This is a genomic window from Microbulbifer variabilis, assembly GCF_020524905.1.
Taxonomy (GTDB): Bacteria; Pseudomonadota; Gammaproteobacteria; order Pseudomonadales; family Cellvibrionaceae; genus Microbulbifer; species Microbulbifer variabilis_A.
Genome location: NZ_JAIVKI010000005.1, coordinates 22,676 through 40,829, shown reverse-complemented (window position 1 = coordinate 40,829; position 18,154 = coordinate 22,676). Strand labels below are relative to the sequence as shown.

Annotated in this window: 16 protein-coding genes; 10 read left to right on the top strand and 6 right to left on the bottom strand. The window is 45.9% G+C overall.

Going from position 1 to position 18,154, the window contains the following annotated elements:
- Positions 1-134 precede the first annotated feature (134 nt).
- The 9 genes from eno to rpoS all read left to right on the top strand — a co-directional run bounded on the left by eno (position 135) and on the right by rpoS (position 7,847).
- Entirely contained in the window at positions 135-1,421 is a 1,287-nt protein-coding gene (eno, locus tag LC073_RS08010) for a phosphopyruvate hydratase (RefSeq protein WP_226645889.1), read from the top strand.
- Positions 1,422-1,506: 85 nt separating this feature from the next.
- Entirely contained in the window at positions 1,507-1,794 is a 288-nt protein-coding gene (locus LC073_RS08005) for a septum formation initiator family protein (protein ID WP_226645888.1), read from the top strand.
- Positions 1,791-2,510, top strand: coding sequence for a 2-C-methyl-D-erythritol 4-phosphate cytidylyltransferase (gene ispD, locus LC073_RS08000; RefSeq protein WP_226645887.1), 720 nt, complete (start codon positions 1,791-1,793; stop codon positions 2,508-2,510). Before LC073_RS08005 ends, ispD begins: the two co-directional genes overlap by 4 nt.
- A complete protein-coding gene (gene ispF / locus LC073_RS07995) occupies positions 2,510-2,995 on the top strand; it encodes a 2-C-methyl-D-erythritol 2,4-cyclodiphosphate synthase (RefSeq protein ID WP_226645886.1) in 486 nt (161 codons plus the stop codon). Before ispD ends, ispF begins: the two co-directional genes overlap by 1 nt.
- Positions 2,988-3,950, top strand: coding sequence for a tRNA pseudouridine(13) synthase TruD (gene truD, locus LC073_RS07990; RefSeq protein ID WP_226645884.1), 963 nt, complete (start codon positions 2,988-2,990; stop codon positions 3,948-3,950). Before ispF ends, truD begins: the two co-directional genes overlap by 8 nt.
- Positions 3,951-4,002: 52 nt before the next feature.
- Positions 4,003-4,674, top strand: coding sequence for a protein-L-isoaspartate(D-aspartate) O-methyltransferase (locus LC073_RS07985; RefSeq protein ID WP_226645883.1), 672 nt, complete (start codon positions 4,003-4,005; stop codon positions 4,672-4,674).
- A complete protein-coding gene (locus LC073_RS07980; protein WP_226645881.1) occupies positions 4,671-5,633 on the top strand; it encodes a DUF368 domain-containing protein in 963 nt (320 codons plus the stop codon). The genes LC073_RS07985 and LC073_RS07980 overlap by 4 nt, the downstream gene beginning before the upstream one ends.
- 221 nt (positions 5,634-5,854) lie before the next feature.
- Complete coding sequence (locus tag LC073_RS07975; protein ID WP_226645879.1) at positions 5,855-6,592, top strand: peptidoglycan DD-metalloendopeptidase family protein; 738 nt, start codon at positions 5,855-5,857, stop codon at positions 6,590-6,592.
- 202 nt (positions 6,593-6,794) lie between these two features.
- The gene (rpoS, locus tag LC073_RS07970; protein WP_226645876.1) at positions 6,795-7,847 is read left to right on the top strand and encodes an RNA polymerase sigma factor RpoS; all 1,053 of its coding nucleotides are present in this window, start codon (positions 6,795-6,797) and stop codon (positions 7,845-7,847) included.
- Between the two features lie 111 nt (positions 7,848-7,958).
- Here rpoS and LC073_RS07965 read toward each other — a convergent pair whose 3' ends face one another.
- The 4 genes from LC073_RS07965 to LC073_RS07950 form a co-directional block, all read right to left on the bottom strand.
- Positions 7,959-8,285, bottom strand: coding sequence for a YdbL family protein (locus LC073_RS07965; protein WP_226645874.1), 327 nt, complete (start codon positions 8,283-8,285; stop codon positions 7,959-7,961).
- 11 nt (positions 8,286-8,296) lie between these two features.
- Positions 8,297-8,491, bottom strand: coding sequence for a YnbE family lipoprotein (locus tag LC073_RS07960; protein ID WP_152454390.1), 195 nt, complete (start codon positions 8,489-8,491; stop codon positions 8,297-8,299).
- Positions 8,492-8,684: 193 nt separating this feature from the next.
- On the bottom strand, positions 8,685-11,675 hold the full coding sequence (locus LC073_RS21805; RefSeq protein WP_226645871.1) for a YdbH domain-containing protein: 2,991 nt from the start codon (positions 11,673-11,675) through the stop codon (positions 8,685-8,687).
- A gap of 201 nt (positions 11,676-11,876) precedes the next feature.
- Entirely contained in the window at positions 11,877-12,323 is a 447-nt protein-coding gene (locus LC073_RS07950) for a nuclear transport factor 2 family protein (RefSeq protein ID WP_226645870.1), read from the bottom strand.
- A gap of 337 nt (positions 12,324-12,660) precedes the next feature.
- On the opposite strand from LC073_RS07950, the gene pepN reads away from it, so the two are divergent.
- On the top strand, positions 12,661-15,291 hold the full coding sequence (gene pepN / locus LC073_RS07945) for an aminopeptidase N (protein ID WP_226646204.1): 2,631 nt from the start codon (positions 12,661-12,663) through the stop codon (positions 15,289-15,291).
- An 80-nt stretch (positions 15,292-15,371) separates the two neighbouring features.
- On the opposite strand, the gene LC073_RS07940 is transcribed toward pepN, so the two are convergent.
- Both LC073_RS07940 and LC073_RS07935 read right to left on the bottom strand, forming a co-directional pair.
- A complete protein-coding gene (locus LC073_RS07940) occupies positions 15,372-15,920 on the bottom strand; it encodes a histidine phosphatase family protein (RefSeq protein ID WP_226645869.1) in 549 nt (182 codons plus the stop codon).
- Positions 15,921-15,932: 12 nt separating this feature from the next.
- Positions 15,933-17,498, bottom strand: a complete 1,566-nt coding sequence (locus LC073_RS07935; RefSeq protein WP_226645868.1) for a carboxylesterase/lipase family protein — start codon at positions 17,496-17,498, stop codon at positions 15,933-15,935.
- Positions 17,499-18,154: the final 656 nt, after the last annotated feature.

Genomic DNA, 18,154 nt, shown 5'->3' with positions numbered 1-18,154 from the left:
AACAAATTTTGAAATAAGTATCCCAGAATAAGCGTCCTTAGTTTTGCGCACAGTTGTTTGTAAATTTCTTACAGTAATTACCTATTTTTAATAAGTAACAAGTTTAGTTAGTACCAATACGGAGCCCATTGTTAATGAGCAAGATTGTCGCTGTTAAAGCCTATGAAGTGCTGGATTCCCGCGGAAACCCTACCGTTGAAGCCGATGTAATTCTGGAAGATGGTTCCATTGGTTCCGCCTGCGCTCCTTCTGGCGCCTCTACCGGTTCTCGCGAAGCTCTGGAATTGCGCGATGGCGATAAGAGTCGTTACCTTGGCAAAGGGGTATTGAAGGCGGTTGAGAATATCAACACGACTATTGCCGACCTGCTTAAAGGTATGGATGCAACCGATCAGCGTGCCCTGGATAAAGCGATGATCGATGCCGATGGTACTGAAAACAAAGCCAAGCTGGGTGCCAATGCCATCCTGGCAGTTTCCCTGGCGGCAGCCAAGGCTGCAGCAGCTTCCAAGAAAATCCCGCTGTATCAGCATATTGCCGAAGTGAATGGCACTCCCGGTCAATACACCATGCCGGTGCCGATGATGAATATTCTCAACGGTGGTGAGCACGCCGACAACAATGTAGATATTCAGGAATTTATGGTGCAACCGGTTAAGGCTGAGTCTTTTTCCGAAGCTCTGCGTCAGGGTGCTGAGATTTTCCACTCACTGAAAAAAGTACTGTCTAGCAACGGCCTCAGCACCGCTGTTGGCGACGAAGGTGGTTTTGCTCCGAACCTGCCTTCCAACGAAGCTGCTCTGAAAGTCATTGCTGAAGCCGTGGAGAAAGCCGGTTACACCCTGGGTGATGACATTACCCTGGCTCTGGACTGCGCTTCCTCTGAATTCTACAAAGATGGAAAGTATGACCTGGCAGGTGAAGGCAAGCAGTTCGATAGCGAAGGTTTCGCCAGCTACCTGGCCGAGCTTTCCGCAAACTATCCGATCCTGTCAATCGAAGATGGCATGGATGAAAGCGATTGGGATGGTTGGAAAGTGCTCACCGATAAGATTGGTGACAAAGTACAGCTGGTAGGTGACGACCTGTTCGTAACCAACACCAAGATCCTCAAAGAAGGTATCGAGAAAGGTGTGGGTAATTCTATTCTGATCAAATTCAATCAGATCGGCTCCCTGTCCGAGACTCTGGATGCGATCAAGATGGCTAAAGATGCCGGCTACACCGCTGTGATCTCTCACCGCTCCGGTGAAACAGAAGACACCACTATTGCCGACTTGGCTGTAGCTACCGCTGCCGGTCAGATTAAAACCGGCTCCCTGTGCCGCTCCGATCGCGTAGCCAAGTACAACCGCCTGCTGCGTATCGAAGCTGAATTGAATGGTTCTGCACCATACCGCGGCCGTGCTGAATTCAAATAATCAACTTTTGAATTGCACACGGGTATTGCAGAGGGCTTCCTCTGCAATACCTCTAATACGAACAAGCGAAATATCGTAATCTCGTATGAAATGGCTGCTGGGAATTCTTACCTTTATTCTGCTTGCCACTCAGTATCGTCTCTGGGTCGGTGATGGCAGTCTTGCCGAAGTTACCCGTCTCAAACGACAACTCGCTCAACAACAGGAAAAAAATGCAGCTTTGGCGCGGGAAAACCGCCAGTTGTTGAGGGAAGTGCGAAGCCTGAAAGAGGGCACTGATGGTGTCGAAGCCAAGGCACGCTATGATCTGGGGTTGATTAAAGAAGGGGAAACCCTGTTTATCTTCCTGGATTCGGAAGAGGCTAAAAAGTGATTACAGATTATTGGGTGATTGTACCCGCTGCAGGCATTGGTAAACGCATGGGGGCAGACCGTCCCAAACAGTATTTACCATTATTGGGGCGCCCCTTGTTGTCCCTCACCCTGCGAAATATTTTAACCTGGCCGGGGCTCGCTGGTGTTGTTGTGGCCTTATCAAAAGATGATGCATTTTTTCCACACCTGAAAGAAGCTTCACACCCGCTAATACATACCGTGATTGGTGGTGTTGAGCGGGCAGATTCTGTCCTCTCGGCCTTGGAGTTTCTCGCCCAACGGGAGCAGGCAGATACCCCAGTGCTGGTACACGATGCCGCGAGGCCATGTGTTGCATTGGAAGACATTCATGCACTGTTGGATAGCCAGGTTGCACAGACTGCACTGTTGGCGCGTCCCGCCAGCGATACAGTCAAGCGAAGCCGTGAGATAGGCGGCATTCAATGTGTTGAGCAAACCCTGGATCGCAAACAGGTCTGGCTTGCGCAGACCCCCCAGCGAGCCCCTCTTGAGCTACTGCGCTCCTGTCTTAGCCAGGCCTTACAGCAAGATGAAGCTGTTACCGACGAAGCCAGTGCCCTGGAAATTTTTGGTCACTCTCCCCAACTTGTTGAAGGGCGGAGCGACAATATCAAAGTGACCCATCCCACCGATATTGTAGTGGCAGAGACCATTTTACGCCTGCGCTACGCTCCCACAGAGGATCATCGATAGTGAGTTTTCGAGTTGGCCAGGGCTTTGACGTCCATGCGTTTGGCCCTGGTGATCATGTTGTGCTTGGTGGAGTAAAAATCCCCCATAGCTTTGGTTTAAAGGCCCATTCTGATGGGGACGTGTTGCTACATGCCTTGTGCGATGCACTCCTTGGTACTTTGGCCCTCGGTGATATCGGTCATCATTTTCCCGATACGGATGAGCGCTATAGTGGTGCTGATAGCCGTATCCTTTTGCAGCATGTTATGGCCCTTCTTAGAGAAAAGGGATATCGCCTGGTGAACGCGGATACCACACTGGTTGCCCAGGCACCCAAGATGGCTCCTCATATCGAAGCCATGCGTGACAACATTGCCGCGGACTGTGGCGTGGATGTCGCTGATATCAGTGTGAAAGCAACGACTACGGAGAAACTTGGTTTTACCGGTCGGGGCGAAGGAATTGCGGCTCAGGCCGTTGTGTTAATTGAGCGAAGTGATGTCTGAGGTTTGGAATCTGAATTGGCCCCGCGCTTTGGGTGGGGCGGCAATCTCCGCTGATTTCCGTACGGTTGCGGAAGATTTTGTTGTCGATGAGCTGGCATTTCCCGAGCCATCAGAGGATGGCGAGCATGTCTACCTGCATATCAAGAAGCGGGGTGCCAACACTGCCTGGGTGGCAAAGCAACTGGCTAAACTCGCCGGAGTACGTCCTCTGGATGTGAGCTACTTTGGGCTAAAGGATCGGCATGCAGTAACCACGCAGTGGTTTAGTGTTTGGCTCGGACAGAAGCCAGAGGTGGACTGGTCACAGATCAATAGTGATGAGGTTTCACTTCTGCAGTTTTTCAGGGGTGCCCGTAAGCTGCGTCGCGGTGAGCATGCTGGTAATCGGTTTAAAATTCGTCTTCGCAACGTCTGCGGAGATCGGACGGCTGCGGAAAAGGTACTTGAGCAAATTGGCGGTGGAGTGCCAAATTATTTTGGTGAGCAGCGCTTCGGTATTAATGGCGGCAACCTGGATTTGGTACGTAATCTGGCAGAAGAAGAGGGGCGTTGCCGCAAGAGTGAAAAGGCCTTCGCGATGTCGGCTGCACGCAGCTGGCTGTTTAATCAGATATTGGCTGAGAGAGTTACTATCGATAACTGGCAGCAAAGCCTTGAGGGTGAACCGCAAAGTGAGTCAAGTGGCCCTCTGTGGGGGCGCGGCAGGAACCTCGCCTTGGGTCCTCAAGGCGAAATAGAGCAGCGAGTATTAGAGAAATGGCAGGCTTGGTGTAACTGGCTGGAGCATTGCGGGCTCAAGCAGGAGCGCAGACCTCTGATTCTCCGCCCGGAGGCCTTTCGTTTTGAGTGGCAGTCTGACGACCTCCTTTTGGAGTTTGCTTTACCGCCCGGCGCATTTGCAACAGCCCTACTCAGGGAGGTGGCACAGCTGGTCAATGTGAACTCGGACACATAAAATTTGTGGCTGAAAGCGAGAGAGTTATACAGGGGATGGAATTAAACAGCTTATGGACCGCTTGAGACACGAAGGCTTGGGAATGACCTCCCAGCGCACCCGTAATCGCTTGATCCAGCGATTGCGGGATGAGGGTATTAGCAATGAAGAAGTCCTCGAGGTAATGGCTTCAACCCCAAGGCATTTGTTTCTGGATGAAGCCCTGGCGATCCGCGCCTATGAGGATACCGCCCTGCCAATAGGTTATGGTCAGACGATATCCCAACCCTATATCGTTGCCCGTATGACGGAATTGCTACTGAGTAGAGCCAAGTCCCTGCACCGGGTTTTGGAGGTAGGCACTGGTTCCGGCTATCAAACCGCCATACTCTCTCGACTGGTTGAACAACTTTTTTCTGTCGAGCGTGTCGAACCGCTATTGGATAAGGCCCGACAGCGCCTGACCGAGCTGGGATACCAGAATATTGAATACAATCTCAGTAGTGGTGGTTTTGGTTGGCCGGAAAAAGGCCCCTACGATGCAATCCTGGCAGCAGCGGCTCCTTCGACAATCCCCGATGAACTGAAACAGCAGTTAGGCCCCAACGGTGTCTTGGTTATTCCGGTGGGGTCGGAGCAGCAGCACCTGATGATGATCTCCCGGCGCCAGGATACTGATCAATTCGATGTGGAAAAGCTAGAAGCAGTGCGTTTTGTACCGCTGCTAAGTGGTATTGTTCGATGAAATTTAGTGAGTTATTCAAAAGCCGTTACCCGGGCGTAGTACTGCGTGGAATGGGGATGGGCGCAGCAGATGTGGTTCCGGGGGTTTCCGGGGGTACCATTGCTTTTATTACTGGTATCTACCAGGAGTTACTCGACTCTTTGAGCCGGATAGGTCCCCACTGTATCACAATACTGCGGGAGGAAGGGCTGTCGGCAACTTGGAAGCATATTAATGGCAGCTTCCTGTTATCCTTGTTTTTAGGGGTGTTGATCAGTATTTTCAGTCTGGCAAGGATAATTAGCAGCCTATTGGAGCAATATCCTATTCTGGTTTGGTCTTTCTTCTTCGGCCTGGTGTTGGCTTCTACCTTCCCGATCCTTCGCAATATTCCCAAGTGGTCTCTTTCGACGGTTGTCTTTCTTTTGTTGGGGATTGCGCTGGCAGTTGCTGTCAGTGAACTTCGTCCCGGAGATATCCCAGCGACTCCGCTCACATTATTTTTTTCAGGGGCACTGGCTATTTGTGCGATGGCATTACCCGGAATTTCAGGCGCCTTTATCCTGCTCATGATTGGGATCTACCCTAAGGTGCTTACTGCAGTGCATGAGCTGCAAATATCGAATTTATTATATTTCGCTGCTGGAGCAGCTTTGGGACTTATGCTCTTTAGCCGATTACTTTCCTGGTTGATGCATAAATATGCTGCAAGAACGTTGGCTTTTCTTGCCGGAATTTTACTGGGTAGTCTAAAAATAATTTGGCCTTGGAAGCTCCCAATGGATGGCGCTGAACCAGTTTCCAGTAAGCTCACGCCTCTGCTCGCTAATACGTCTCCGTCGAACTTCATGGCCCAAACTGGTGAAAATGCGAGTCTGGGGCCGGCAGTTATTGCGGCCCTGGCAGCAGCAATACTGGTTCTTGCGGTGGACTATTTTGGCGGGGGGCAACGAGGAAAATCCTACGCCACGCCGCAATAAGATCTGGAATATCTCGGTATGGCAGCTTTTTATGAAGCTTTTTCAGAGATTTTTAGAGCTTTTCTTTAGACACTTTTTCCATAAATGCCGTGATCTGATGTAAAAAGAGAATAATGGAATGTCATCTTTTACGACATGTTAAGGGCCTTTTTTGGCGGAACAATAACCCTAATATTGGTCATTTTTTAACTTTGCCGTTAAAAATATTAGGCGTCGCTATAGTGCTCCTGGCCCTGGTTTCCTGTGCCGGCCACAGGGCACCCAGCAGTTCCCTAAAACAGCCTCCTAGTATCCGCCTCAACCATCATACTGTGAGCCGCGGGGATACCCTGTATTCCATTGCCTGGCGTTACGGTAAAGACTTCCGGCAGTTGGCGGCTATTAATGGTATTAAACACCCTTACAGTATCTATCCCGGTCAACGTTTGAAACTTAGTGGAGACGTACCGCTCCAAACTGCATCAAAACCTTCTGTGATCACTAAAAAATCAGTGGTTAAACAGGCAGCCACAAAGAAAGTTATTCCCGCCAAGACTAAAAAATCTTTAACGGAAAGTTTTACGCGCCAGCGGCCCAGTACTAAGCACGCGGGGGCTATTCATTGGCGCTGGCCTGCCAGTGGGCAAGTCATTAGTAAGTTCCGCCCTGGAGATCCCTTGAGGAAGGGTGTTGATATCGCCGGTGAAAAGGGAGAATCTGTATCGGCAGCAGCTGATGGCACCGTTATCTACGCTGGTAGCGCGTTGAGAGGGTATGGAAAACTGCTGATCGTTAAGCACAGTGAGGTATACCTCAGTGCTTATGCTCACAATCACCGGTTACTGGTGAAAGAGGGTAGTAAGGTCAAAGCTGGACAACGGATAGCGGAACTGGGTTCGAGTGGTACCGACCGCGACAAGCTCCACTTTGAAATACGAAAAAACGGTCAGCCAGTGGACCCTCTTACGTATCTACCGTGAGTCGGGAGGGTGCTCTAAAGCTCTGCAAATAAAAATGGACTTTTAACTAATACCACTTGGGGTAGTCACCGTAATCGTGGCGACCAAAGGGTCAAGCCGATTCAGTGGCTGTCGCACATGTGCACATTGTTGGTTGTATTTTTGACCGATTCTGAGCTCATGCTATGCGGTTGATATTGGCAAAGTACAAGGAGCAGGGGAAATGGAAGCACAACGGCAAGACCAGTCCTTGGCGGCTGGCCAGGCAGAAGACTTTCCTCCTGAGTTGGCGGTTGAGAATGATGAGCAGAAACTAAATCCCAAAGAAGGAAAAGGTAGTGGCCGTACGCGGAGAAACACGGCAAAAAATAACTCCGTATCCTCCCCCACTGAGAAGAGTAGGGTTAGCAGGTTGGATGGCGATAGCCATTTGCAGAAGAACCTGGACGCCACCCAACTCTATCTAAATGAAATTGGCTTTTCCCCCCTACTGACCGCTGAAGAAGAGGTCTATTACGCTCGCAAGGCTTTGCGTGGTGATGCTGCGGCAAGAAAGCGTATGATTGAGAGTAATCTACGCCTTGTTGTAAAAATCGCTCGTCGCTATGTCAGTCGTGGCCTTGCCTTGCTGGACCTGATTGAGGAGGGCAACTTGGGGTTAATTCGCGCTGTTGAGAAGTTCGATCCAGAGCGAGGTTTCCGCTTTTCTACTTACGCTACTTGGTGGATACGTCAGACAATAGAACGAGCCATTATGAATCAGACTCGTACTATTCGCCTGCCAATTCACGTAGTAAAAGAGTTAAATGTGTACCTTCGAGCATCTCGTGAGCTTGCGCAGAAGCTGGATCATGAGCCATCCGCAGAAGAGATTGCTAACTTGCTGGAGAAACCTGTAGAGGATGTTGAGCGGATGTTAGGGCTCAACGAAAGGGTCACTTCCGTTGATACCCCTATAGGTCCCTCTTCAGAAAAGACATTGGTTGATACCATTCCTGACCAGCAGGAGTCTGATCCCGCAGAGCTTCTTCAGGATAGCGATCTTTTCGACAGCATTAACCGTTGGCTTGGTGAGCTTCCAGACAAGCAGTGTGAAGTTGTTTCCAGGCGATTTGGGTTGCGTGGTTTTGAAGCGAGCACTCTGGAAGAAGTTGGGCGTGAAATTGGCCTTACTCGTGAAAGGGTTCGTCAAATCCAAGTAGATGCACTCAAGCGATTAAGGGAAGTTATGGAAAAGCAGGGACTTGATGGGCAATCCCTGTTTGGAAATCTTTAAAGTTGGCCCCTAGATAAGGAAACCCCATGAACGGCGTGTTCTATGGGGTTTCCTGGGACAGCTTGGTAGAGTCATGTAATTTGTTAGAGTTACAATTTCCTCTGGTCCAGCTTATTTTCTTACCCAGCGACCAAGATTATCCTGATAGTACTCACCTCGGGACAAACGAGCCTCTAGTTTCTCTGCAGCACGTGCCGCGACCTGGGCAATATCCACATTGTTGCTTTTGGCGATTTCGGTATATGCCTGCTTGCGCTCAGCATTGACCTTTTTTACCAGCTTCTCAAGCTCGGGTGAACTGGCGTCTACGATGGCGATGTAGCCGCTATTTGCTTCACCCACCAGCCCTTGCTTTTTGGCCTCATCCAGGGAGATCGCCATTGCGGGTAACGCCACTATCAAGCCCAACAATAATAGAGCTCTTTTAAACATACTCATATTGTGTCTCCTCAGAAAATGCCTTCCTTGTCGTCAAACAGGTTTTCAAGATCTTTGTCTACTTTGACTCGGATTTCATGCTCAATCTTAACATTCAGGTTAACAGTAATCGGCTCACTAGGGGCCTTTACTGCCACAGTGGGCGTACACCCTGCAGCAACCATAACGTATAGCAGTCCTATAGGAATCAGCCGGCTGGCCCTCATCTGATACTCCTTATGGTACCTCTTTGGCACCTTATATTTGTTGCTACTTAAGCAGTTACGTCAATATTCAGGCCAGGTTCGCCAACTGTGTCGGGAATGACCACATTTGCTTATTGTATAGGTCCTACCTTAACCAGCTCTGAATTAGCCGACCTTTCTGCCTCGAATGGGGAAAGCCTACTTTACTACTAACCTATTGGTCCAGTTGCTTTTCCAGGGCTGTGGTCAGGTCGCGGCTGGCCTGCAAAGAGCGCAACATCGTAGGGATATTATTCTCAAGGTTGAGATTAATAATCAGGTCTCGCTCTGCGTCCATCGACTCACTACGCCCTACAAGTTTTAGGTTGAGTTGTAGGTCTCCACTAGGGGGATATTGCAGATTGCCCTCCAGTGTGCGGAAATCGTAGTCTTCAAGAGCGTTGGAAATCAATTTAAGTTGCGGGTTACTTGCGAGCATTTGCGGAGAGAATGCCCCGTAATATCTAAGCTCACCACCAGGCTCGATTGCTTCCAGGTGGCCATTTTTTACAGTAATCCCACCGGGACCAGTAGTGACAGGAATGGTCAAGTTAAGGCGCCCTTTAGCCTTAAAACTTTCAGACTCGGTTACCTCAGCTAGTTGCTCTAAAGATACATCCTTTGCGTACAATATACTGCTGCGTTCTTTATTATCCAGATTCCAATATAGTGCATTGGAGCTTAACATTCCTTCGAGAAATTCTGCGGAAAAATCTTTCAAAGCAAGATCTTTAGCTCTGTCCAAGAACAGGGAAAAGGACACATTACTTAAAGGTAAACCAGCGTTGATGGATTGTATTGTCAAAGGTTGTGGCTCAGGTGTAAGCCAATGCTCACCATGGTTTTCTACCAGGATATTCCCGTCAATCCCTGTAGCAAAACTACCATCATAAACCACAGCAACCTTGTTAAGGGTCATATCAATAGTATCCTTTGGCTTTGAGGGCCAGGATAGAGTTCCATTGGCAGTAAGGCTTCCAGAAACAATATCTACAGGTAAACCACGGACAGACTTGCTGAGAGGCGTTTTGGAATCAAAATTGACTTTTGGTAAAGAGAATCGAATTCTCCCATTAGCCCGCTCTAGATCATGTTGCCAGCTCGAATTAAATTGTAAGGTGCCGGCCTTTAGCTGGCTTTGCCCTTGTAGTTTATTTCCGTTTACAGAGAATGACCCAATAACAGAGGCCTGCAGGGCATAATTTTCAGGTGATTCTATTTCAAGCCTACTACTGCCAAAGTTGCCACTGAACTCTGTGTTTCCTAGTGAGGATGCTAGCTTAAAGTTGCTAACATCGAGATTTCCAGAGAGAGTCGTATACTCGCTAGTGAAAGTATTAAACTGGTTACTCCATTTCTCACTGGTGCAACTTGTAGTATTTTTTGAAAATTTGCAGTTGGCATTAGGGGACTGAATTTCCCCTTGGCTAATGTGGAAATCTTTAGTCTTTATCTCATCGAATGATGCTTTCACCTGCTCAAGTTTTATAGTCTGGGTGTTAGCACTTGTCAGGAAGTGAACTCTAGAATCTATATTTATTTCGCTTAAACGAATATCGGTCTGCTTGTCGATAAACTCAGGTGACTTAGCTTTTAAGTCAAAAATGCATTCGACATTATCGTCCATTCTGCATTGAATTTGTTCAATCTTTGCGTGTATTGAAGTAGGAGAGTTTTTAGCTTTTAGTTGAGCATCAATTGCCCCTTCGGTGGCTTTTAATTTAAAGGAATCAGACTTTGAGGACTCCCCGATAAGTAAAACCTCCTTCATGATCTCTATTTGAGCCTGACTATGGTCTAATCCGGTCGAAAGTAAGGGAGACTCTTCCTTTAGCCCAGTGACTTCTGTGTCAAGCTGTAATTTACTGTTGGGTAATAAGGTTAAGTGAATTTTTTCAAGCCAGTCTTGCTCGGTGAACGAAGTGCCAGTGAGATTCAAAAAAGCTTCACTTTGGAAGTTAAGCTCACCCTTGAGATTAGTAAATGTTACTGAGGGAAAGTATTTCTTCACAAGCTGTGATTCTAATAGTGGTTTTGCAGCAAACAGATCAACAGAGCCGGTTACCTGCAGCTTAGGATCGGCCACGAGGTTGGCAGAGTTAAATCTTAAGCTTGCTAAATGGCTTTTAGTTACTGCGTCTTTAACCGTTGAGAGCTCAATAAAGCCGGAACCAGTAGCAGATTCAAATTTTACTGGGTTGAGAGTTTTTAATTTGAGTTCTATAGGTGATTGAGCCGATAAACGAGCCTTTATCTTGCTATTAAGAGATTCGCTGAGAAAGGTTAACTCTAGTCCATTGCTTTCAACTTTAACTAGGGTGTCCTGATAGTTTGCTATGGATAAGAAGTTGTTTGGTATAATAGATTTGGTATCAATGGAAATTTTTCCGTTTGCGCTCATTCCATTCGAAGGGAATACAGCCAACGCCTCAGAAAAACTTAGAATAGGATCAATAGACTTTAAGTTCGAATTCGCAGTCGAGTGAAATTCCCACTGATCAAGGTTAACTCTTGAAATGTTTATCTTTAGTTGAGAAGCTTCTTCAGAGAAATCAGATGCTACTTGTGCTTTAGCAGTTATACTATTTGAAGTTAAATTAGCTATTAGAGTGACATTGAGCTGCCCTGTTTCTGTGGAATTATATGGTAGCTCTACAAAGAGCTCTGTATTGCTTCGAGTAACCCTTAGTGGGCCGGCTTTAAATTCCTGGCCAAGTGTGATTTTTTCTACGGACACCACTCCAGGCATATATCTGGTAATACCTTGAATAATATTATCTAGAGTTAAAGCACTTTCCTCATTCGGATCAATTATCGACGGGTTATTTATGATAGAGGTTGTCTCTTTGACTTTTTGATAGGTCAGTTCGGCAATAGATAGTTCAACCTCTTGAATATTATCCCGATCAAAAACTATATGAAAAGGATTGAGGATCTGAACCTTATTAAGGACTAGATTGCTATCATGACTGGACTGAAGACGGACTTGCTCGATAGAGGCTTCCCTAAAACTCAACTTCAATCCGGATAGTTTCTGAATAACAATTTCATCAGCAAACAGATTGATCAGCTGTGAGGCAACAATATCTTTTTTCCACCAGCTAGCAACCAATAAGGTGATTACACATGCTATAAACGTAGTGACAAGAATGCGGGGCTTTCGCACACTAAACCTCTAAACTCCTGGACGGAGGTAACTTTGTAATACCGCTAGTAAGCCGCAGTAGTCTGTGAGTAAGTGACGTCTTCTGCGTACTTGAGAAAGGACATCTTATCAAATTGGCAGGATAATACCGTGTGGAAATTGGATTATTAACGATCGAAATGGTTCATTAAACTGCCAATAAGCATTGAAATGAATGTACGGTCATGGGCCATCAGTCATGGTTTCTTGTAATAGTTTCAGGCGCCATATGTTCTGCTCCTTAACCCAGATACTGGATGTGAATAGCCAAGAGGAGACTGGGTCACCTTCAAAGCTGCCTTCAAAAGAGGTATACATAGTCATCAAGGCAGTTTTAGGTCCCAATGGCATTACAGCGATCTTGTAAGAGGGGTGCTTTTTGATATCCAAGGCCTCGAATTTCGCAGCAATTTGCTCAGAAGTTAAGGGTTTCTTGTAATAGGGAGTAACTATCAGTCCATCTTTTGTCATTATTTCCTTGATGGCTTCCCCATTATGTTCCATGAATGCCACTTTAAGGCTATCCATACGCGACTTTAGCTCCATATCCAAGTTAGAGGCCAGGATTGAGGTGCTAGCGAACAACAAACTTGCGGCTATCAAGAGGTAGGAAAAAAGTTTGTTGCCCATTGAGTCATCCTCTCAATCTGAAGCCTATAGAGGTCAATGAAGGTCGCCTTGATCATATTCGGCAACCAGTAACGAGATACTGTAACTACTGAAGAAATTGCACCAATGCTAGTGTCCGCTAGGGGTCTAAGCAAACGATGCAGCAAGGCTTGTATCGGCTGAGCATTTGGAGAGGTTTAGCCCTGTGAAACCGATAGAAAAGGAGGGGGATTCGCAGAGCATAAATTCTGAAGAGGTAAAACATACACAGAGTTTTTTACTTGTATTGACATATTTTACCCCAACTTATAACGCCCTACTGTTCCATTGGGAACGCACTTATCGAGGATTTTTTAAAATGCAAGACGCCCAGCCGAAGACTATTTATCTCGAGGATTATCAAGTACCAGATTACCTGGTGGATAACACCGTTCTGCACTTCGAACTGGAGCCCGAAGCAACCCTGGTGAAATCACAGCTTAAAATCCGAAGAAATCCTAAAGCCGGTAAAGATCTTCCGCCCTTGGTGCTGGATGGCATCGATTTAGAGTTGTTGTCTGTAGCCATTGATGGCTCCATTCTCTCGCAGCCTACTTATCAAGTAACACCCCATGGGTTATCCATTTCAGTAGAGAAACCTGAATTCTTACTTGAGATCCACAACCGAATTAATCCTGAGGACAATACATCCTTAGAAGGCCTGTACCTATCCAATGGCATGTATTGCACACAGTGCGAGGCGGAAGGGTTCCGAAAGATTACTTTTTACCCGGATCGACCGGATGTGATGTCAAAATTCACCACTACCATAGTGGCACCAAAAGATCACCCCATATTACTTTCTAATGGTAATCAGATTGATCGGGGGTATTGTGACGATGGGCGTCACTTCGCTACCTGGGAGGACCCTTTTGCGAAACCGGCTTACTTATTTGCTTTGGTAGCTGGGGATCTGGAACATGTAGAGGATACCTTTACTACAAGCAGTGGTCGAGTAGTCAAACTGCAGATTTTTACTGAAGAAAAGAATATCGGTAAATGCGATCATGCTATGCGATCCTTGAAAAAAGCCATGCGTTGGGATGAAGAAACGTATGGCAGAGAGTATGACCTGGATATTTTTATGGTAGTGGCGGTAGACCATTTCAATATGGGGGCCATGGAAAATAAGGGGTTAAATATATTCAACTCAGCTTGTGTACTGGCGAGCCCGGAGACTGCAACTGATTCAGCTTTCCAAAGAATAGAATCTATTGTCGGGCATGAATATTTCCACAACTGGTCTGGAAATAGAGTTACATGCCGAGATTGGTTCCAACTCAGTCTAAAAGAAGGTTTTACCGTATTTCGTGATGCAGAATTTTCTGCAGATATGAATTCCCGAGCAGTAAAACGTATCGAGGATGTTTCTCTGCTGCGCACCAATCAGTTTGCAGAAGACGCTGGTCCTATGGCCCACCCGGTACGGCCAGATTCTTACATGGAAATATCGAATTTCTACACGTTGACGGTATACGAAAAAGGTGCGGAAGTCGTTCGGATGTTACATACCCTGTTGGGGCCGGAGAGATTTCGCAAGGGAAGCGACCTTTATTTCGAACGCCATGATGGGTGTGCAGTAACCTGTGATGATTTTATTGTAGCGATGGAGGATGCCAATCAGGTAAACCTTGCACAGTTTCGGCATTGGTACAGTCAGGCTGGTACTCCAGTCTTAGATGTTACAGATGACTTTGATCAGGCCAAGGGAGTTTATAGAGTTAAAATCTCCCAATCATGCCCACCAACACCTGATCAGGAGGAAAAGCTACCTCTTCATATACCAGTAAAAATTGGCTTATTGGACGAGAATGGTAATGATTGTGTCCTGAATACAGAGGGATCAACTGAAGAAGTACTTGAAATTACTAATTCCGAGCAAATATTTCAGTTTAGTGGCTTTCAAGAAAAGCCTTTACCTTCACTATTACGTAGTTTTTCAGCACCAGTCAAGGTTCGCTACCCTTATACTGAAAAACAGTTGATTTTCCTAATGCGCCACGATTCCGATACTTTTAATCGCTGGGATGCTTCGCAGCGGCTAGCTTTTTTAGCGCTTTCGAAACTACAGAACGACTATCGGAATGGGAAGGCATTGCAGTTGCAGCCAGAACTGGTTGAGGCGTATCGGGATGTGCTGAGTAATACCGCACTGGATCCTGCCTTAGTGGCTGAAATATTAAGATTGCCCAGTGAGCAATCCATTGCCGAGATGAGCGACATAATTGATGCTGAAGCTATAGTGGCAGCTCGAGAGTTTACTTATAGATCCTTGGCTGAGGCATTATTCCCAGAGTTTTGGTCGAAATACTCTGAATTGAATATTCAAAAGCCTTACAGCCCTAATGCACAGGATATCGCTGAACGTGGCTTGAAAAATACCTGTTTGACCTATCTTGCGGCCACAGAAAAGGGTGATGCCCTAAATCTTGTGCAAAAGCAATTTGAAACGGCTGGAAATATGACCGATAGTGCCGCCTCACTAAGCGCATTGATTAACTTTGCAGATGCTCAAAAGGCTGATGCTGCCATCCAAGATTTTTATCAGCGCTGGAAAGATGATACACAGGTTGTAGAGCTCTGGTTGGGATTACAAAGTGGTAGTGCTCGAAACGGCACTTTGAATAAAGTAAAAGACCTTATGAATCATCCTGCCTTTGAGTTTAAAAATCCGAATAAAGTTCGGGCGGTAATCGGGGGTTTTTCTAATAGAAATTTTAAACAGTTCCATAAGGAAGATGGAAGTGGATTTCACTTTGTTGCCGAGCAGGTGATTTTACTCGACAAGTTAAATCCTCAAATAGCTGCTCGACTTGTGGTTCCGATTACCCGTTGGAAAAAATATAATGAGACCATTTCTGAAAAAATGAGAGCTGCACTTCAGCATGTTCTTGATGCGGGTGGTTTATCAGCAGATGTTTTTGAAGTGGTGAGCAAAAGTCTTAAGTAAGTTTCTTTGAAGGAGTTAATATATGTGGGGGCGATAAAGCGCCCCTATTTTCTGTTTTATGAAAAGCCTTAATTTGTTAGCTAAGAAATTTTACTAATACGCTCTCTGCCAAGTTGAACTAGATTGAGGTTTCCTTTGGTGAGTCTGAGTTCGGTGATTGATGTGTAATCAGGCCGGAATTGTTGGATTTTAGAGTCCTCTAATATGTGTGCTATTACAGAATTGATCACCATGAAGTGGCAAAAGACTATGGTATCTTCATGAATACTTAGTAGGTAACTAATGATCTCGTTACGCCATTTCTTTTGTTGTCTATTGTTTGGATCCCAATTCTGAGTTAGTAAGGAGCGTAGCCAAGGTAGGCGTTGCTGTAACGAGATTCCTTTGGGGGTGGGTATTTCACTAACCCTGCTTTCTATGGTAATTATTTGCCCCCACTTTTCAGCCAACGGTTGTGCAGTTTGTTGAGCGCGTAATTTGGGGCTGCTAACCAACTCTAGATACGTATCTCTAGGCAGGCTTTGAGCCAGAAGAGAGGCTTGTCTATGTCCCAGAGTAGTAAGGGTAGGGTCTGAAATTGAGGGGCCTTTTGCTGCCTCTCCATGACGGGCAAGTAGAATTTTTATCATATTGCTACTGAATTACAGATACTTATTTAAGACTTCATCGGGAATATCTTGCCACAAACTAAGAAGTTCAGGGGTGTTAAATTTTCTGGCATCTGGGTAATGACCAAATCTCTTGCTGTTTATACCAGAATAAACGGGCCAATCCACTCCTGGATCACCCTTTTCGGCGAAACTTAACCAGGCCTCCTGGATGGAAGCACTTAGCATGTGAGCCTTGGTTTCACAGCCATAAAGTGTCTGAAGGGAATCTTCACCATGAGTTCCAAAGACATAACCGAGTTCCACCGCATGGCAAGCGCCCAGTAGGGGTTGAGCGGCAAGTGGTTGAGTAAAGTGGTAGTGATAACAGCTTCCTTGATATATACCTAGATGCCTCAGCCCTGGAAGGGTAAATACCATATCTGTAAGCATGAGATTCCAAGTCTTACTCCATTTGGGCCAGAGGTTGTCTTTTGTGATTGATGCCTGCTGGTAATAGTAATCAATGATTGGCTTTAAGCTGCTCTCGGGTATTAACCACTCTAAGTGCTTACAGATTTTCTGATAGGTTAGGGTGTATATTTCTGGGTTGGGGGCGCTAAATAAGTTCCATTCATCTAAATTGCTCCCTAAAAGAAGGGGTATTTTTTTTGAAATAGCTAAATCGTTAGGTTTGTTATCCTTTATAAGATTGTGGTCAATGACCGGTTTAAAGGGAAGTTGCCCCCAGTGTTTAGTCATTTGAGGATCTTTGAGTATTTCATTCTGAGCTCTAAGAAGATCTTTTACAGGGTAGTTTCGAAGTGATTTTTCGCCGCAGTTTTTTCTTAGATGGGAAATAAAAGCTTCGGCCATATGGTTGGCCCGATCAATAGAGTGAAGGGCCTTAGGATGGCCGCTTTGTACAATTGCACGAGAATAAAGGCCTTGACATTCGGGTATGTTTAAAAGTGAAGCAATGCTCATAGCACCAGCAGACTCACCAAAAATTGTAATGTTATCGGGATCGCCACCGAATGCGGAGATGTTATTCTTTACCCATCTGAGGGCAGCAATTTGATCCTGAAGTCCCTCGTTACCTGTAGAAGGAATATCGCTGATATCCTTTAGCCTTAAAAATCCCAAAGAACCAAGCCGATAGTTGATGGTAATCACAATCACCCTACTACTGGAGGCGAGGTAGCTGCCGTTGTAAATAGGTTGGCAACCAGATCCCATATAGAAAGAGCCTCCATGAATCCAGAACATGACAGGGAGCTTTTTACTGTTCTTAATAGGTGGAGAAAATATATTGAGATATAGGCATTCCTCACTTTCCGGGAGGGCTCCATCTCGTCCGCGCACTTCCATCAAGGTGGAAGGGTTTTGTGCGGCTGGCGTACCAAACTCTTCCGCATGAAATGGAGCTGTCCAGGGAGGTAGCTCTTCAGGTGCACTCCAACGCAGCTCTCCCACTGGAGGTCTTGCATAAGGTATCCCGAGAAACTTATAAACACCTGATTTTGTATCTCTAGTGCCGATGATCGGACCGGCATTTGTTTCAACAATTGGCGTTAGATTTGTATTTAAGTGCTTTCCAATGCCTGGGTCCGTTGTCATTGTTGGCGTCCACTATATGAAAAGATCAATTAGCTTCTTACTCTTACATTTAAGTCCCTGAGGAGTCTTTTGTAAGATTGCGTCTGGGTGATGTTTAAGCGAGAGAAACATATATGAAATAATTGGCACTGATATACCTTTGCCCTTCTTGTAAGTTAATAGTAAATTTAGTTGTGAGTGGATAGTTGGTGCGGTAATAAATGTCTTTTGGTCCAGTTCTGTAGGTTTTATTACGATTTGCTGTTTTGTTAAAATTTTATTCTGCGAGCAATATGCCAGTCGACCTTGTGAAAGGTGGCGCTAATTGTCTTTCGGGATTTATTGTTTGGAGTGGTCTGGCTTTCTATTCATATAAACGTAACAAACTAAATATTAATTTGTACTTTCTATATTTTTAGTTTGGTCATGTGTTAATGGAAAAGGGCTAGGATTGAGGGTGATTGCAATTGGTTGAGGCTCATTTAAGTCCAGGCTTTAGGTGGAAATTGTAAACATTTCTTTAATGAGTTGTTTTTGTGAGTGTGGAGTAATGGTATCTGGGTTTTGTCAGCTGTACAGTTTGCATATTTCCAGGGGGCATCAGGTATTTTGTATTGTGGTAGATGTTGGTCTGAATGTATTGCTTATTATTGTGTTATTAGTTGTAAAGTTCACTG

Excerpts from the sequence above, each read along its gene's own strand:
- eno (WP_226645889.1), top strand. The coding sequence starts at position 135 with ATGAGCAAGATTGTCGCTGTTAAAGCCTATGAAGTGCTGGATTCCCGC.
- LC073_RS08005 (WP_226645888.1), top strand. The coding sequence starts at position 1,507 with ATGAAATGGCTGCTGGGAATTCTTACCTTTATTCTGCTTGCCACTCAG.
- truD (WP_226645884.1), top strand. The coding sequence starts at position 2,988 with ATGTCTGAGGTTTGGAATCTGAATTGGCCCCGCGCTTTGGGTGGGGCG.
- LC073_RS07985 (WP_226645883.1), top strand. The coding sequence starts at position 4,003 with ATGGACCGCTTGAGACACGAAGGCTTGGGAATGACCTCCCAGCGCACC.
- LC073_RS07980 (WP_226645881.1), top strand. The coding sequence starts at position 4,671 with ATGAAATTTAGTGAGTTATTCAAAAGCCGTTACCCGGGCGTAGTACTG.
- rpoS (WP_226645876.1), top strand. The coding sequence starts at position 6,795 with ATGGAAGCACAACGGCAAGACCAGTCCTTGGCGGCTGGCCAGGCAGAA.
- LC073_RS07965 (WP_226645874.1), bottom strand. The coding sequence starts at position 8,285 with ATGAGTATGTTTAAAAGAGCTCTATTATTGTTGGGCTTGATAGTGGCG.
- LC073_RS07960 (WP_152454390.1), bottom strand. The coding sequence starts at position 8,491 with ATGAGGGCCAGCCGGCTGATTCCTATAGGACTGCTATACGTTATGGTT.
- LC073_RS07950 (WP_226645870.1), bottom strand. The coding sequence starts at position 12,323 with ATGGGCAACAAACTTTTTTCCTACCTCTTGATAGCCGCAAGTTTGTTG.
- pepN (WP_226646204.1), top strand. The coding sequence starts at position 12,661 with ATGCAAGACGCCCAGCCGAAGACTATTTATCTCGAGGATTATCAAGTA.
- LC073_RS07940 (WP_226645869.1), bottom strand. The coding sequence starts at position 15,920 with ATGATAAAAATTCTACTTGCCCGTCATGGAGAGGCAGCAAAAGGCCCC.
- LC073_RS07935 (WP_226645868.1), bottom strand. The coding sequence starts at position 17,498 with ATGACAACGGACCCAGGCATTGGAAAGCACTTAAATACAAATCTAACG.